We start from the raw sequence: 16691 nt of genomic DNA on the forward strand, positions 1-16691 counted from the left end.
GATCCGCAGCGAGAAGCGTTGTTCGGCAAGCGGACCGGGCACCGAGCCGTCGAGCGGAAGCGTCTCCTCGACGGGAACCGTGGACCGGGCGGCCTCGGCCAAGGTGAACTCGTCGGGATGCCACGGGTCTCCGAACGACCGGGGCTTCAACGCGGAAGCCCAGTCCGGAAGAAGCCTGCGGTAGGTTCCCGGCCGCGCGTACGGATAGACGTCGAGCTCGATGGCCATGTCGTGCACGAACTGGTGACTTGTCTGCTCGGTGGACGCGGTCACGCCAGCCGTTTGCTCCCGCGAGTGTTCCGGTCCGGTCATCCTGTCGTACATGATCGCCGCCCCAGGGGCGATCAGGGACGCCGGTCCACCGGTTTGTGCCGGGTAACCCGCGCTGCCGGGGGCGAACAACGCGAAGATGTTGCGCTGGTCGTACTCGCCCTCCCGGTGGGTGGTCTCGTGCCCCGCCGATCGTCGCTCGTTGATCGTGTTGTGGTACTTGCCGTCGCCCAGCCGACCTCGCACCACCACCAGTTGCTCGACCTTGCCGAACGCGGTCTCACCCGACACGAACAGCGGCCATCCGCCGTTGATGACCTCCTCCACCACCGCGTCGGCTTCCGGTGAGCCGAGCACCGGCCCGGCCTCGTTGCGCACCAGCCGCTCGTTGATCAGGTCGAACCTGCGCACGCCCGTACGCTTGGCAAGCACCGCCGACTCGCGCAGCGCCTGGCTCACGTTGTCGACCAGTTGCTCCGGCGTGGTTTGCCGCCCGTTTTCCCGGGACCACTGGGCCAGTTTTTCCGCGATCTTCTCGGTGAGTTCGGTACCCGCGCCGGGGTGGTGCAGGCCGACGTGTCCGCTGCCGCGTCCGACGTTGTCCGGTGGTCGCACGGCCGGGGGCGAAGGCCGCGATTCCGGCTGTTGCCGGTCGGTCGGCTGAGGGTCGGGTTGCTCGGACGACTCGGCTTCGGCCGCAGGCTCCGGGTCGGCAGACTCCGGCTGGGCCTCGGACTCGGCTTCGCGCTGGGCGTTCGGCTCGGATTCGGAACGAACTTCGGGCTCCGGCTGTACCTCCTGGTCCGATCCGGCGACGGCCACCGGCTCGCGAACCTCGGACTCGGCCTCGGCGTCCTGCTGGGTCGGAGTCGGCGCCTCATCCTGCTCAGCGGGAGGGTGGGCCGCGCGATACCGGTTCTCGTCGACCGGCGTCAGCTTCGCGATGTCCCGTTCGGTCAGCTCGCCGACCTGGTGGATCTCGCTGGCCGGAACCCACACCCGCACGCCGCGCGGTACCCGCGCCGACTTGGTCGCGCCCGTGGAGCTGCCGCGGCGGACAAGTTGGAAGGCGTCCTGCCAGAGCCGCCCGACGGACGTCCGCAAGGTGTGCGACGCGTCGTACTGGACCAGGTAGCCACGTTCGACATGACTGGCCTCGCCGCCGGTCTTGGCCTCCTCGGTGCTGTCGGTGCCCTTGTGGTGCATGTACTTCAGCTCACCGCCGAAGACCGCGCCCCCGGTGAACCACTGTTTCACCGGGATGAACAGGACGAGTCCCCCCTTGAGCCGCCACCCCCTGGAGCGCTGGGCGCCGACGCTCCGCTTGGTCTCCAGCTCGGTCTTCTTGGCGAACCGGTGGTCGTCGTCGCGCCGGACGATCGTCGGATTGCCCAGGCGGGTCCGCAGATCGGCGTGGCCGAACAGTTCCCGGGTGCCGACGAGTCCGCCATGGTTGTGGGTCTTCAACCGCACCGTGTCCTGATGGAGCGTGGTCAGGTCGAAGTTGGCCATCCTCGCGTCCGGGCTCGCGAAGTTCTCCAGCCCGCCCAAAGCGGCGTTACGCTCGTTCAGCCGGTCCGGGCCGGGCCGCAGCAGGTGGCCGCGCTGTTCGTCGAACTCCGCGGGTCTGCGCCCTATCAACGGCTTTTTCAGCCACTCCTGCCAGCGTTGCGCCGGGGTGGTGCCGAGCATGGCCGCCGCGGTTCGCAACAGCTTCGGCGCCATTTTTTGCGAATCCAGCTCGGACCTCGCGGTCAGATATCCCTCGCGGCTCGGCGCCGTCGCCTCGCCGTCCCGCCACTCGATGACGTCCGCTGGACTGATTTGGGTTTCTGGGCTGGTCTCGGTTTCTGGGCCGGTCTCGGTTTCTGGGCCGTCGAGCGCGACTCCGGGGGATTCCGGCACCGCGACATCGACATCGCCGGTGAGCCCGGACGCACCCACGAGTCGACCCGGGTCCGACCAGGTGCCCCCGATGCGGACGGTGAAGTCGGTCGGATAGCCGTAATGCCGCACCTTCCCGTTGTTGCCGAAGGACTGCTCGTGGCCGACTTTCCGCGCGAACTTTCCGCTGTCGGATTTACCTTTCTCGCGGGTCAGCCCCCTGGCCGAGGGCCAGAGGATGTCCGCATAGCCCGTTCCGCCGATCCCCACGGAGTCGGACTTGTTCTTGGTGATCCCGGTGACGTTCTCGTGGCCGGCACCGAGCTTGCCGCCGATCGTGTCCCCCGCGTCACCATTCACGACCTCGGCCCGCGACGTGCTCATCGAGCCTTCGAAGAACACGTCCGGAGCCTTTTTGTACAGCGCGCTCAACGGGAATCTGGCGCCGCCGCCACGGGCGATCTCCCTGGCGTGGTCCTGGACGAAAGCCCGGGCCCACTGCGCCACGCGAGGCACGTCGCGGAGCGGAACTTTGCCCTGTACCGCCAGCTCGTGCAGGGCTGGGCCGACAAGCATGTCGACGGTCTCGTCCGGGAGCCGGTAGACGGCGTCGATCCGGTCCAACGCCTGATGACGCTCGTCGGCGTCGGCACGCCGGCTCCGGCTTCCCGCCCCGCTCTGGGGGACGGTGGTCGACCACCCGTGTCTGGCGGCATTGTCCGGATTCAGCCACAGGGTCGTCGTGCCGTTGACCCGGGCGGCCGGCCTTGGGCCGTCCGCGCGGTTTCGCGCCGGTTCCGCGGGCTGTTCCTGGTCATCCTGAGCGGTGTCACCGTCGGCCGGGGGATCGATGACCTTTCCGCTCTGCGGGTCGACTCCGACCAGGAAGGTCAGGTGCACGCGATGCTTGTCGAGGGGTCCGTCGTACCTCTCCACCGACTCGCGCTCGTAGCTTTTCGCCGTCGCGCTGTCGTTTTTCGTCGACAGCACCCACTCGCCCATCGGTCCGACGGCGAAACCGGTCAGCCCGCTGATGTCACCACCGCCGATGAAGACCCCGCCGCCGCGCCTACGGGTGACCGACCGATCGGAGGTCGTCCCGCCGCTTGTCCCGCGGGTGTGCTCCACGGTCCCGTCGACGGCCGGGAGGGGTTGCCGCCGGACCGCCCCGGCGACGGCGAGCGAGACCTCCACCGGGGACCGTGTTCCCTCGAAGGCGAAGGACTCGCTGAGCTTCCGCCCGCCCAGCAGTGGTTTCGCCTGATAACCCAAGGACTTCAGCCACCCGAGGAGCCGCCTGGCCTCGGGGTCGTGCACGGCGAACTCGCCGCCCAGTTCCCGCTCCACCGCACGGTAGATGGCGCCGATTCCGGTGAACCTGGCGTGCTCGATCGCGTCCGGATGCCCCAGCCTCGTCAGGCCACCCGACCCGGCGGGGTCGGGCCGCGGCCACTTCAACCGCAGGTCGATGGACTCTTCGCGGTCCGACGTCGCGGAGCGGTGGCGCAACAGGCTGCCCACCGAGCGCACGGTGATCCGGTAGGTATTCCGGTGGCCGACGCTGGTGGTCGGCTCGTCTCGCTCGGTGACCTTGGTCGAACCGGTGTACTCGGTGGTCGAGCTCAGGCCGGAACCGTGCGGATTGGCGAATCCGGAGACTCGTCCCGTCAGGATGACGAACGGCGTCGGGACCCGGAAGGACCACGACTCGGTGACCACCTTCGCCCGCTGACTCGACACCGCACGCACCACCGAGGTCCGGCTCTGGGTGTTCTCCGTATCGGCCTTGACGGCGCGCGGGGCGTCCGGATCGGACAGGTCGATCACTTCGAGGATCACCTGTGGGCCGTTCCGGCCGGTGTCCGCGCCGAGGTCCACGATGTGCAGTCCCTCAAGTGCGAGGTGCCAGTGCTCGGTCAGGTTCTCGTCCGAGAACGCGGTGTCGACCATTCTGTTCAGCACGTCGTCATCGGACGAGGTACCAGCGGCCAACTCCTTGATGGTCGCCCGGATCCGCGCGCCGTCGATTCTCCCTTCCACCGTGGGCTGAACGTTTCGGGCACGTCGGACCAGTCCGCCATCGGAACGCGTAGGCGGAGCGGGCGCGTCACGGCCGGCACTGCCGGACGAGCCGCCTGTCTGGGCCGGTGTCTCGGCAGGGGCACCGTCCCGACCATCCCGATATCGGCCCCAGTCCCGGGAATCGGCGGCGGTATCCCGCCCGGACCGACCCTGCTCCTGCCGCTGGATTCGCCTCACTTCGTCCGACGAATACCGGGTGTCCGGCCGATCCACGGCTTCGATGTCGTCGCGGCCATGCCCTCTCCGATAGGTGCCATAACCGGCGTTGTTCGAGACACCGATCAGATCGGGTTCGCCCCGGCCTGTGGCCTGGGAATCGCCGAGCACGACTTCGTCGTTCGCGAAATGAGCCACATTCGGGTGATAGCGGCGTGGCAGGCCGCGCATGAAGTCGAGAGGGAACGAGCTGGCGCCCACATGACACGCCAGCGAGGCGAAAGAGCCGTCAAGATTGGTCGCATAGACGCGCCGGAAGATGTCCGAATGGTGCACGATCTCCGCGAACGCCCCTCCGTCCACGACGATATGGGTATCCGCTGCGAGCGTGCTTCCGTCCCGGAGCACGGTACCGGCCGGAAGACTGAGCCCCGCGGTTCCCTCTTGGTAGCCGAAGTAGTCCAGGACTGTCGGACCCCACCCTCCGTTGCGGTAGTCCTTCGCCCACGGGGTGCTCACCCGGGCGCCACGGCGATCCATTCGCTGCGCGTCGTCCAGCTCCTCACCGGGCATCGTCCGCAACATGCGGGTGAGTGGTCCGGCTTTCGTATAGCGCTCGGTCAGGGCGTAGGCCCTATCTTTCATGATGAAGGACACACCGATTTCGATGTGCTCTCCGTTGCGACCTCGGACATGTCCATGCACGGGTCGTTGGAACACGTCCTGCGGCCTGAACCAGATCCGCTCGTCGGTGTCCTCGTCGACAGCGCTCACCCACGCCACGTCGCCGCCGCGCGGCGGCCTGAAATCACCCGGCCGCGGTCTGTCACCAGGAATCGGCCCACCACCAGGAATAGGCCCGGTGCCGTATTCGTACCCGGTATCCGGGTAACTGGGCCGCCTCGGTGGTGGATCGGTCCTCGGGGGCGGGGCCGTGGAATGTCGTGACGGCCGGCGCCAGGTATCCGGGCTGGGCGAGCGACGTTCGTACCGTCCGGTGTCCCGGCGCGGCCTGGTGTGGCGGTGGGACCCGGCTTGGCTCCTCGACTCCTCAAAGCGAAGTTCGTTGTCGTACCTCCGGCGCGCCGCTGGGTCGGACAGCACCTGGTTCGCCTCGTTGATCGCCGTGAACCTCTGAGCGGCCGCGGCATTGCCGGGGTTCTTGTCCGGGTGGAACTTCAGCGCGAGCTTGCGGTACTGCTTCTTGATTTCCTCCTCAGTGGCGCCTTCCCCGATCTCCAGCGCGCCGTAGTGGCCCCTGCCCACGGCGGCAGGCGGCGGATTCGTCGGCTGCGCACCGCCCTGTTCCGCGCGTGGCGGAACCTCGGTGCGTTCCTGGTCGCGCCGCGGTCGGTCGCCGGGACGCTCGCGCCGCGGCGTACCGCCCTGCTCCCTACGAGGCTCGGCCTCCGGCCGCCGACGGGGCGGAACCCCGGTTCCCGGACCGGTCTCGCCACGGCGCCAAGCGTCGTACCGGTCACGTCGGTCCCGATCGGAAAGCACCTCAAAGGCGTGCTCGATCGCCTCATACCGCCCTGCGGCCAGCACGTCACCCGGGTTCCGGTCCGGGTGGTTGGCCAAAGAATGGCGCTGGTAGGCACGCGTGATCTCGTCCACCATTGCGTCCGGGGATACACCCAGCACCCCATAGAGGTCCGCGCCGGCGGGCCGCTCGCGCGGGGGCGGCTCGGTGTCCGGCTGCGGACGCGGGGGCGGGCCGGGCGTCGGCCGCGTCTCCTGCGACCGGAGCGCTTCCTGTTCCGCGTCCGTGTACCTGGTATGGCCCCAGCGACGTTCGGTCACGATCGTCTCGGTCGTCGTGGTCGTCCTTTCGACGAAGCCGACGCGGACCGTTTTCCGCACGGTCCGCTGTTCCGGGGAATAGGTGAACCAGCCGGCATTGTCATCGGCGCCGATGTACCCATCCGGCGCCAACCCGATCGCGCCGTCGGTCGTATGCGCATCAATCGGGTATCCGCGTTTCGCCAGCGCCAGCGCCAGCTTCTGGGCGCCCGTGCCGCGCGCCGCATTCCCCGGCAAGACGAGCAGCGATTTGTCCCGGCTGGTCGAATACCACTGTCTGAAGTCTTCCGAATTGACAAGCGTGGCGGCGACGGCGGGCGGATCGGCCCAGACTTCGACGATCCGGCCGTCGGTTCTGACAGGCAAGGCGAACGTGGTGTCGTCGGACCGGATGGCCAGGAAATCGGAGGTCGGCCACGGCGAGTGCGTCACGCTGCCCGGACGCGTCGATATCTTCCGTACCGCTTCCCACACCGTCTCGCCGGTCCGGGTCCGCACCACGGAGCGGTTCCGGTCGGTGCTTCCGGCCCATTCGGCGATCGAGCGTTCGAGGTCCGAGTCGGTCAGGAAGCCGAATCCGGTAGCGTCGTTGCGACCGTTGCTGATCAGGAGCGTACGCGAGACGTCCTTGGTCCGGAACCGGACGCGATTGCCGTCATTGTCGCGGCCCTCGAACCAGGGTTGATCACCTGACTGGCCCGACGACTGGCGAGAACTACGCTGCATCCCGCCCATCCCGGACGGCTGTCCGGGCACGCCCTTCCCGGCCGTCCCGACCGGCGAGTACACCGGCGTGAGAACACGGTCCGACGGCGCCGGGCCGAACCAGACCTCCAGCGGATTCGTGTTCAGCCTCGGGAAAGACCACTCGGAGCCGTCGAAGTAGACAACCTGGTCGCCCCGCTTGTGCACGGTGAAGAAGTGACCTGTGCCGCCCCCCTGGTCCGCGTACCCCAGACCGTGCGCCCCGGAATCCTGCCCCCGCATGTATTCGGTCACGTCGTCATAACCGCGTGGCTGCTTGCCGAGATCGATGCCCGCCGCCTCCGCGACCTGATCCCGATGCACCATCCCGCTCGGCCCCGCCTGGAACTCCCCGGCCTCGGCCCGTTTCGGGAAGGAATCCGCGTTCAGGGTCTGGATCGCCGCCGGGCCGCAGTTGGTCCGATAACCGCGATCACCCCGGACGTCGCTGTCGTGATTGTCCTTGTTCACCGACCGGAAATGCGAGAAGTTGTCCCGCAGAAACGCCTCGCCCGCCGCCGGATCGTCGGCGAAGGTCTCAGCCGAGATCACGTTCGGCGTCGTCCGGCCGGACGAGCCCGGCGCGTCGGTCGACGCCGCGCCACCGAAACCAGAAGGACGATGACGGAAACGGCGGTCATCGTCCAGCCGCAGACCTCCGAACTGTGCTTCCAGATCAGGTCTGCCCTCGGCCTGCGGCAGCTGGTACCAGCTTTCCGGCAGGGCGAGATTTTCGAACTGCACGGACTGCTGCAATGTCCGCCCGCGCAGGTGCGAAGCGATCTGGTCCAGGTTCCCCGCGTCGTAGGTCAGCACGTAGGGGTCGTCCGGCTGGTCGCTGGCGGTCATCCGTACCCGCACCGAATCGGTGCCGTCCACCAGATCACGTCGAACGGTGACGGTCATGTTCCGCCGAGAACCCGGTCTGGTGACGACGAATTCCCGTCCCGAGCCGGTCCGGGTGACACGCTCGGCCACCCGCGCGTCGCCCAGGAGGTCCGGGTAGGCACGACGCAACGAGTCCTGGCGGAAGAAAGCGGAGAGCTGCCGGAAGGCATCGGCGACGCTCAGGTCCGTGCCGGTGTCCCGGATGAGCTCGTCGGCCCGCTGCGAGCCCAGTTCGTGGGCGTCGACGGAGATGATGGTGAAGCCATCCTCCGTGCGGCGCCCCGTCTCGGTCAGGCGGCTGGGCGCCAGGATCACTTCGGACTGGCCGCCGTTGACTTCCCTGGCGTTACCCGGCCGGCCTCGCTCCGCCGGCGGATAGGCCAGCGCCATGGTGCGGTGACCGGGTGGAACGGTGATCTCGAAAATGGCGTAGTTTCGCCCGCCACCCTGGTTCGATGTCCAGTCCAGGACAAAATCCAGGTCGTGCGAGGTCGATGACGGCAACCGTTCGAGAAATTCCCCGGCTTCCCGGGAATCCGGGCTCATCTGCACCGCCCGATACAACGTCACGGGACCGTGCCGGGCCTCGCGAGAAAGCAGCCGCGAGGAATGATCATAGAAATCCCGCACGTTCGCGCGCAGATTGTCGAGTCGCGCATCGCGGGCGGTGACACGCCCGCCGTCGCCGCGATAGCCGGTGAAGAGCCCGACCCGGACATCGCTCATGAACTCGCTCAGCGCAGGATTGCTGGCCGCCACGGTGAGATGGGAATGCGCCAGCCGGTAGCCGGCCACCGACCGGGGTGACACCGGGCCGAGTTCCGGCCGAGGCGGCGCCATGCGGGGCTCCGGCCGAGAGGGTGCCATACGAGGCTCCGGCCGAGGGTCCGGCCGAGGGCGTGTGGCGGAGGGCTGGTGGGATCTTCCGTCGCGCAGCAGGGCATGCTCGCGGATCAGGCCGTCGACCAGTGCGGCCCTGGTGTTCTTCGCCAGCGGGAGGAACAGGTTGTGCCATTTCGAAGGGTGCTTATCGCGCAGCACGGCCAATACGCGCCGGTCCTCCGCCGGCAGGCTTTGTATCAACTCCGGAGTGATCTCGCGCTTCGCCGCCGACGGCACCGCCCGCGGGTCCGCCGAGATCCCGGTGAAGGTCATCGTGGCCAGGTTCTTGGCCACCCGCGGTTCCAGCTCCGGGTGACTGTCCCTGATGTAGCGCGCGACCATACCGGTCCACACGCGTTGGTTCGCGTGGCTGTGTTTCAGGCCCGTCAGGCCGTCGGTGGCCAGATCCTTCGCGATGCGCCGGCCATCGGTGCTGATCGCCAGCCTGGAATCGAAGGCGGTCATATTCTTGAGATCGCGCCGGCCACCCGCCGAACCCCGCCATAACCCGCTGCGGTTGTCCAGCACCGAGTTGTAGAGACTCTTCCCCCCGCTGAATGCCGTACCGAAGGTGATACCGGATTCCAGGCTGTTGCCGTCGAGCCGCAGGAAGGTGTTCGGTTCCGGGAAGTAGACACTGCCCGGATCCACATTCGCCATCGCCTGACGGACACCCAGATCCAGCCGGGCGGCGCCCGCGTCGAGCTCGCCGTCCGGCGGCAGCCGGTAGCCACCAGTGACCAGTTCGGGCCGGTCCCTGCTCGGCGACCAGTCACCGAACGCGTCGAACACCCCGCCACGACCAGTGTCGAAGGACCGCACATCAGCGTCACCGACGTGCAGATAGACGTCGCCGTCGCGGGAACCGGTCGCCCGGACATCACCGGCCAACTGCCTGGTCAACGGATGCCGGACCAGTACCTCACGGATCAGACCGTAGGGAACCGTCCGCTCGCCGGCCCGCGCCCTGCCCTTGTCCACCAGATAGTGCGCCCAGGTGAAACCGACCACCGCCACCGGGAAGTCGCCGGAAAGCGCCCACCGCTGCCGGAAATCGGCGATGGCCCGGGTCACGTCCGCTTCAGAACCCTCGTAAGCGTTGACCCCGATCACCAGCCCGAACCGGCCACGCCGCGAGTCGGCGCCCGCGAAGGCGTCCCGGTACTGACTGGCCAGGTCGTACAACGACACATCCGGCGTCGCCGGAACCGTGGCCACGAACCCCACATCCGGCGTACCGGGGGACCGCCGCGAGCTGACCGGCGGCCCCACCAGTACCGGCTCACCGACGGGAGTGATCCGGCGATCCCGCAGGCCCTGCTGGAAACGCTCCGAACCACCGGAAACGATCGGCTCGGTGGTGGACGACCGCTCCTGACGGCCACCACGGGCATGGCGGTCTTCGGGGCGCAACGGCAGCCGTCGGCCGGGGCCTTCCCGGGACGCGCCCTGCGACGCTGGGCTCGGTTGGCCGATCGTGTCCGTGCGGATCTCGAACCACGGGTTCTGCACCCCCGCCGCCCGGGCGCGGGGAAAGCTCTCGCGGACGATGTCATCGAGATTTCCCTGTGCCTGCGCGGGATCCTGTGTCTCCAGCGGCACGAAGTGAGTCTTGCCGTCCACCACGGGCCGGCGGTCAGGCTCGGCGGGCCGGGCGTCCGGTGACCGAGCCCCGGAGACCTGCTGGGGCGCCCCCAGGTACGCCGATTCTCGCGCCAGGCCGTCGATGAGCGCATCGCGGGTGTTCAGCGCGAGGTCGTACAGCCGGTCCGCCACTTTCGGCGGTGTCGTCCTGTTGAAGTCCCGCAGCACTGTTCTGTCGCGACTGGACAGCTCGCTGGCGATGTCGCCGAGGTCCAGCTTGACCGGAGGCCTGCCGTCCACGGTGGGGATGTCGTGGAAGGCGATGCCCGCCAGGGATTTGGCCGTGTTCGGCGGCACATCGGGGTGGAGTGTCGCGATGTAGTGCTCGACCTGGTCGGACCAGCCTTTTCTGGACGCGTGGCTCTGTGTGAGGTCCAGCAACCGCTCCGGCCGCAGGCCGTCGCCGTCCCCGAGTTTCGCGGCAAGGCGCCCGCCGTCGGTGGTGACCGCCAGGTCGGCGTCGAAGCGGACCATCCGGTCCGGGCTGGAGTCACCGGTGTATCCCCACAGGTTCCGGCGCTGGGCCAGTACCGAGTCGATCAGGCCCCGGCCTTCCCGCATCCCGTAAGCGAAGCCGCGTCCGTCCGGATTCCTGGCGCCGAAGGTGATGCCACTTTCCAGGCGTCCGCCGAGGTCCGGGGAGATCCGTACGAACGTGTTCGGCTCGGGGAAGTAGACGCTGCGCGGGTCGACGGCGGACATGGCCCGGCGGACGTCGAGGTCCAGCCTGGCCGCCGCGGTGGCGAGCCTTCCGTCCGTCTCGGCGAGACGGTAGCCGCCGCTGATCGCCTCGGGCGGGAATTCGGCCTTGGCGTACCTGTCGCCGACCACCTCGAACAGCGGTCCCTCGTCGGTTACCAACGATCGCACGTCCGCGTCGCCGGTGTGAAGGTAGACCTCGCTGTTCGGCGCCGACTGGCGGATCTGCCGCGCGAGCGTCTCCGTGTCGGGATGGCGTACGACGGTTTCCCGGATCGCACCCCAGGGGATGTCCTTCGCGTCGGCGATCTCGCCCCTGATGGCCGGGTTGTCCCAGGTGAATCCGTTGATCGCGACCGGGAAGGTGCCCACTCGCGCCCACTCCCGCCGGGAGTTCTCGACCGCCCGGCGCACGGCGGCCTCGTCGCCCCGGGTGTTGACCCCGATCGACAGCGCGAAGCGTCCGCGCCTCGACACGGGATCGCGGAAGCCTCGCTCGTAGCTCTGGGCCAGCCTGACGAGGTCCACATCCGGGGTGGCCATGACGGTGGCCACGAAGCCCGGTCCACGGTTGCCGAGGTCGCGGGAACCCAGGGCGGGGCCGACGATCCCGCCGCCGGCGACGGGCCGGATCGAGTACTGCCGGAGAGCCTGCTGGAAGTCTTTGCCACCGCTGTCGATCCACGGCGCGACCTGGCCAGGACCACTGCCCGGCCGCCGGTCGCCGAGCACGAGGTTGTTACGGCGACGTGGGGCGCTTGGGCGTTGGCCGTCCGTGGAGTGGTCCGGCGGTGCGGCGACGTTCTGCTGATCGCCGTTCGCGACGGGATTGTCGGTGTAGGTGAACGTGGGAATGTCGTCGCCGATGGCGGCGCCCAGCACGTCGAGGTGATGGTCGCGGAGTCCGGCCTGGGTTTGCCCCTCGGGCGCGTCGGCGTAGAAGTCGCCCATGAGCGAGCCCTCGATGTCGAGCTGGACTTCCGGGCCGTGGCCCGCGTTGTGCTCGTCGGGCAGCCCCATTCGGTGCCCGATCTCGTGCGCGGCTTCCGTGGGCCTGATGTCCGAACGCCACTCGATGTCGTTGCTCTGGACCGGGTCGTCGGTGACCGTGACCGGCAGGTCCGGCTGTTCGTCGGGACCGACGCGCTCCAGCCGGACGAACAACCGGTCACCGGCGGGGCCGGTGCGGAAGGTGTGGCGAGGCTGGTTGAAGTGCCCGTCGACACCTTCCCGCGCGGCCGACCAGACGTCGTCGAGCTGCTGCCGGGTGATGCCGTTGCCCGGTGTCAGCGAGATCCGGATCGTCAGCTCGGTGACGTTGTCGGTGCCGTTCTCGGTGACGTGGGAGATCCGCCGGACGCCGTACCGGGACTGGATGACCGGGACCTCGCGGTTGCCGCGTTCGTTGTTGAGGAGCTCACGTATCGCGTCGGCGCGGTTGACATCGGTCCGGCGCAACGGGGCGAGCCCCGGAAAGTGGTTGCCCGCGTCGCGGCCCCGGTTGACGGGCCGGACAGACCCGCGGAACGCCTCCCACCGCTCCGGTGCGATCGGGAAGGGAACCTGCGAGGGGGCCGTGTCGGACTGCCCGAACGAGTCGCTGTCCTCGGGGCGAAGCGGCGCGGACGGACGTTGGGTGTCTTCGTAAGCGGGCGGCTGCTGGCTTTCATCGGTTGGCGGCCGCTCCTCATAGGGCGGGAGTTCTTCGTCGGGCGTGCCGAGTTGAGTGGGGTCGGCATCGCTGCGCCGCAAGGTGGGCACCGGCCGGTTGCCGGTCCGCCGGGGATGCGGGGGAGGAATGTCGGCATAGTCCTGGGCACCACGGGATTCCTCCGGCCGGTCGGAGGAATCCCGATCGTCGGGGCGCAGCGGCGCGGACGGACGAATCGGCACGACCGGAGGTTGCTGAGGAAGATCCGCGTAGGCAGGCAGCCCGTCGTGCTTTACATAGGCGGGCAGGCCGTCCTCTTGGGACGGGTCGGTCAGCGCGTCTATGGCCCGCTCGGTCGCTTTGTCCAGGTGGGCGGACTGTTCACCCGGCACCTGGACCGAGGGGAGCGGCTGCTTGGTCTCCGTGCCGACGGGCGCCGCGCGCTCCGTCGATACAGGCGGAAGGGCCGTGTCCGACTTCGGCCGAACGCCTTGCGCGGGTGCGGTGGTTTCGGGTTTGGAAACGTCCCCCTGGGGAGCGGGTGTGTTGGATGACGGCGCCGGGCTGGACGGAACCGCCGAGTTCGGAACGACCTGTGTGCTGCCGAACCGTCCCGTCGACGACGCTGTCTCGTCCGGCGAAGTGTCGGTGGACCGATCCGACTCCCGTGTCCGACCGGACTCCTGCTGGGTTGGATCCTGCTGGGTCGGATCCTGGCGTCCGAGATCCGACTGCGTCGGGTCCTGCTGGACCGCGTCGGGCCGATCGGGCTGCTGCGCGGGAGTCTGCTGCTCGGAGACCGCCTGATTGGGGATCTGCTGGCTCGAAGTCTGCTGGACCGAGGTCTGCTCTGCGGACACCTGCGGACCGGAGTCCTGCTGGACCGGGAACTGCGAAGTCGGTGTTGTTTGGGTAGGACCCTGTTGAGCAGGAGTCTGCTGGCCGGGGACCTGCGGGGGCGGCGTCTGCTGCGCCGGAAGCTGCTGCGGGGACTGTTGGGCACTGTCCTGGCGTCCCGTGTCCTGCTGCGCGGCGTCGGCGGGAGGCTGCGACGTGTCGAAGCCCGGCAGGCCCTGGTTCCCGCCGATGCCTTCGAGACCCGGCTGCTGTCCGCCGGTTTCGGGTGAACGCCCGGGGTTGGTGGACGGCGGCTGATCCACCGGGGCGGAGTCCGAACCCAAAGTCGGCGGGGTGATTCCTTGGGCGGGCGGCTGTGTTCCCGTCGCGGGTGGGACGAATCCGTTCTGCCCGGACTGCTGACCATCCACGGGCGATGGCGGGTATGCCACTTCGACGGGCGGCTGATCAACTGCGGGCGGCGCGGTCCCGCTCTGCTGGGGCGGCTGGCCGGGAACAGGAGACGGGGCGTTTCCGCTCGACGCGAATCCCCCTTGGGCGGGCGGCTGAGTTCCCGTCGGAGGCGGCGCGAATCCCCCTTGGGTGGGTGGCTGGGTAACCACGGGCGGCGGGACGAATCCACTTTGGACAGATGAAGAAGGCCCCGGAGAACCCGGCGGAACCGGCGAAGCGCCGCTCGTACCGTCCTGTACCGGATCGGGAACGACGTCCTGTTGCGTCCCGGTCGGCGTCTGATCGGCTGACCGACCGCCGCCAGGGTCCACATTGGACGGAGTGGTTCCCGGCGCCACACCACCGGGTCCGACCACTCCCGGCGGCGGGGTGGTGGGCGGCTGGGAGCCGGAGGGCTGCGGACTGGGCGAGAGCCCACCTTCCGACCCGCCTTCCGACCCCGGCACACCGCCGGGCGACGGTGTTTCCTCGCCGGGCACCGAACCACTTCCGACTGTGTCGGGAACGTCCTCGCCGCCCGGAACTTCGGTGCCCGGCGGTGGTGTCTCCGACCCGGACCGGCCGCCGACGTCGGGCACCTCCTCCGAACTGGGCAGTCCCTCGCCCTGCGGGATGTCGGGAGTCGAACTCGACCCGCCCGAACCGCCGGACTGCTCGGACTGCATCTCGGCTTTCTTCTCTACCGCCCAGTTGTGCGCCCCCTGCCCGATCGAACCCATCAGCAGGCCGGACATGTACGTCCCGAACAGGTCGAAGTTGCCGCCCAGAATGCCCGCGATCGCCCCCTCGACCGGCAACTCCGACAGGACGTCGACGTGCCCCGCGCCGACCGGCGTACGGATCATGTCCTTGGTGATGGGATTCTGCTTCGCCAGCGCGCGGATGCCGGCACCGTTGAGCCCGGCGCCCAGGCCCGCCAGGAACGAGATGTAGAGCGTCTGCGGGTCGAGTCCACCCTCGCGATTGCCGTTCATGTTCGTGATGACCTGCGGTACACCGGATTCGACGACTTCCTGGCCGCCCTCCTGGACTCCGTCGACCGCCGCCCGCATCCATCCGTTGATGGACTTCGCCTGCTGCTTGCCCAATTTGATGATCTCCCGGACCGCGTTGCGTCCGGCGGTGATGTACGACGGCAGCAGCGCCGGACCCCACGGCGTAAGCATGACGGCATAGATCTGCGCCGCGAAGAACGCGAGCGTCACCAGGATCTCGTACTCGGTCTCCTCCCCGTTCAGCCCGAACATGCGCGACGAATACGCCATGTCCCGAGCCATCGCCGCCTTTTGCGGGACGTCCCGGGTCAGCCCGTCGGTGTGTTCGGCGAAGGCGGTCGCGGTCTGCCCCCGGATGTTCTGCAGCACTCCGGCGGACAGCGAGTCCACCCCTTCCACGGACCGCTCCAGGGCGGTCGCGCGGTCGTCCAGCTCGTTCGCCAGGGCGTACAGGTCGTTCGAGATGACCTGCGGGGGCCTGATCCCGGTCAGGGCGTACATCGAATAGTAGATAGGGCCCCAGAAACCGTCATTGGGAATCTGGATCTCGCCCATCACTCACCACCATTCGATCGAACCGGGGAACGATCCGCCGGACTGTGCCCGGAGTCCGGCGGCTAGCGACAGAAACCGGTCATCACCGGCGACTTCGATACGGAGCCGATCAGGCGGCCTGCTCCGGTCACCGGTCCGGCTCCACCGGAGGCGTCACACCACTACCAGGTCCCACCTCCGGCTCCACCGAAGGCGTCACACCACCACCGGGTTGGAGCGCCGGTGGGGGGTCGAACGGAACGCGGTCAGCCGCCCCGTCGGGCCACCCCGGCCGGTTCCACTCCCGAGTCGTGCTGGCCGCCTCGAACCCACCAACAGCAGGCCCAGTGGTGTCACCCGGTGGCTGCGCGGCGGTCTCGGTACCGTTCCGGAACTGGTGCGACAGTTCCTCGGCGTCCTCGTTGGCCTGCCCGTATGCCTTGCCGTTCTGGTGCACGCCGTCGCCGACGTATCCCACCTGGTGGCCCAGCAGGCGTACCCCGTCGGTGAAGTTCTCGTGGCCCTGGTAGAAGTTCCGCTGAAACTCCAGGCCCTCCTCGTCATCGCCGAAGCTGTCGGCATACCGGCTGGGGATGTCGGCGACGTCCTGCCGCAGGATTTCCAGCCGCTTCTCCGCCTCCGAATAACCCCCGCCACTCTGTGCCAGGCGTTCGGGGTCCACCCAGAACCTATTCATGACCCTCGTTCCTCCGGTCCTCAGATCCGACGGTTCATCCGCTCACGGATCAGGGGCGGCAGGCTGGCCTCCGACGGGGCGAGTTCCCCCGCGGTGAGAGCGCCGGTCAGCATGCTCTTCGCGTCCATTCCGGGAGGCAGCATCGGCGCCATGATCTCCGCGGTCTGCTCGGTGACCTTGTCCCGCGCCTCGGCGATCGTGCGCGTCACCAGGTCCGCCAGCTCGTTCGGCGGCAACCGACGGTAGGCGCTGGTGAGGAATTTCAGCTCGGTGATCACGCCCTGGGCGGCGACCGTCACCGACACCTCCCGCTTCGGGGACACCGCGGTCGCCGAGAGCGCGGTCAGCCGTCGCCGCATCTCGTTGATGCCTTCCAGTTGCCGTTCGTACTCCTCGCGCAGCATCTCCACGCCGCGCCGATCCACTTCGGACACCACGACCTCCTGAACAC

3 protein-coding genes (1 of these 3 running past the window's edge) are annotated in these 16691 nt (G+C 68.6%); all 3 read right to left on the minus strand.

Annotation, left to right across the window (positions count from 1 at the left end; translation table 11 throughout):
- Positions 1–15564: the 5' portion of a DnaJ domain-containing protein gene (locus ACTWQN_RS03745; RefSeq protein ID WP_443201883.1), read on the minus strand. The gene continues 11610 nt to the left of window position 1, outside the view; only the first 15564 of its 27174 coding nucleotides appear in the window; its start codon is at positions 15562–15564; the stop codon falls past the left edge of the window.
- Positions 15565–15691: 127 nt separating this feature from the next.
- Positions 15692–16240, minus strand: a complete 549-nt coding sequence (locus tag ACTWQN_RS03750) for a hypothetical protein (RefSeq protein WP_443201884.1) — start codon at positions 16238–16240, stop codon at positions 15692–15694.
- A gap of 20 nt (positions 16241–16260) precedes the next feature.
- Positions 16261–16674 (minus strand): YbaB/EbfC family nucleoid-associated protein, encoded by a 414-nt coding sequence (locus ACTWQN_RS03755; RefSeq protein ID WP_443201885.1) that lies wholly within the window; start codon positions 16672–16674, stop codon positions 16261–16263.
- Between the last annotated feature and the right edge of the window lie 17 nt (positions 16675–16691).

Source organism: Saccharopolyspora antiqui (assembly GCF_052246905.1).
In the GTDB taxonomy this organism is placed as follows: domain Bacteria; phylum Actinomycetota; class Actinomycetes; order Mycobacteriales; family Pseudonocardiaceae; genus Saccharopolyspora.